This is a genomic window from Oleiphilus sp. HI0086 (assembly GCF_001635225.1).
Genome location: NZ_LWFZ01000244.1, coordinates 1 through 1,476, shown reverse-complemented (window position 1 = coordinate 1,476; position 1,476 = coordinate 1). Strand labels below are relative to the sequence as shown.

At 45.4% G+C, this 1,476-nt stretch carries 1 protein-coding gene; it reads left to right on the top strand.

Annotated elements, in window-relative coordinates; all coding sequences use genetic code 11:
• Positions 1–105 precede the first annotated feature (105 nt).
• A complete protein-coding gene (gene tuf / locus A3756_RS03205; protein ID WP_068552924.1) occupies positions 106–1,329 on the top strand; it encodes an elongation factor Tu in 1,224 nt (407 codons plus the stop codon).
• The last annotated feature ends 147 nt before the right edge of the window (positions 1,330–1,476 follow it).

Sequence of the window (1,476 nt, the reverse complement as noted above, 5' to 3'; positions counted from 1 at the left end):
TTTTTGACTTATTCAGAAGCGCCAAAAGCGGTTGCAGAAGTGATTATTAATAAATCGTAGTCTTAATTAAACTAAAGTCGGTAGCATAGAAAAAGGGGTGTAACCGTGGCTAAAGAAAAATTTGAACGTAATAAACCGCACGTTAACGTAGGTACTATTGGTCACGTTGACCATGGTAAAACAACTTTGACAGCAGCGCTAACGCGTGTATGTGCAGAAGTATTCGGTGGTGAGAAGGTTGATTTCGCAAACATCGATAATGCACCAGAGGAAAGAGAGCGTGGTATCACTATCGCGACGTCTCACGTTGAGTATGATTCAACTGATCGTCACTACGCTCACGTTGACTGCCCAGGGCACGCCGATTATGTTAAAAACATGATCACAGGTGCTGCTCAGATGGATGGTGCTATCTTGGTTTGTGGTGCGACTGATGGTCCTATGCCTCAGACTCGTGAGCACATCCTTTTGTCTCGTCAGGTAGGTGTACCTTACATTGTAGTATTCTTGAACAAGGCTGACTTGTTGGCTGAAGACTGTGGTGGTGCAGGTTCAGAAGAATACAACGAGATGCTTGAATTGGTTGAAATGGAAATTCGTGAGTTGCTAGACACTTATGAGTTCCCAGGTGATGATACGCCAATTATCGCAGGTTCTGCTTTGATGGCATTGAACGGCGAAGATGATAACGAGCTAGGTACAACTGCTGTTAAGAAGTTGGTTGAGTCGCTAGATTCTTATATTCCAGAGCCAGAGCGTGCTGTAGATCAGCCATTCCTAATGCCTGTTGAGGACGTGTTCTCAATCTCAGGTCGTGGTACGGTTGTAACGGGTCGTGTTGAGCGTGGTATCATCAAAGTTGGTGAAGAAATCGAGATTGTTGGTATCAAGGAAACTCAAACCACTACTTGTACTGGTGTTGAGATGTTCCGTAAGCTTCTAGACGAAGGTCGTGCGGGTGAGAACGTTGGTGTTCTTCTGCGTGGTACTAAGCGTGACGAAGTTGAGCGTGGTCAGGTTCTATGTGTGCCTGGTTCTGTTAAGCCTCACACTAAGTTTGAAGCTGAAGTATATATCTTGGGTAAAGATGAAGGTGGTCGTCATACGCCATTCTTCCAAGGTTACCGTCCACAGTTCTACTTCCGTACGACTGATGTGACAGGTGCTTGTGAGTTGCCTGAAGGTGTTGAAATGGTAATGCCTGGTGATAACGTACAGTTAACAGCTACTTTGATCGCGCCAATCGCGATGGAAGAAGGTCTACGCTTCGCGATTCGTGAAGGTGGTCGTACTGTAGGTGCGGGTGTTGTAGCTAAGATTGTTGAATAATCTGACGCCTATATCCTAAAAAAAGAGCTGCCTTCGGGCGGCTCTTTTTTTTGTGCTAAAAGAAATCGTATTTATGTCGGGATGTCGGTTGACACGGTTGGTTGCAATACGTACAATGCGGCTCCTTTTTTATACAGCAGTCACGCG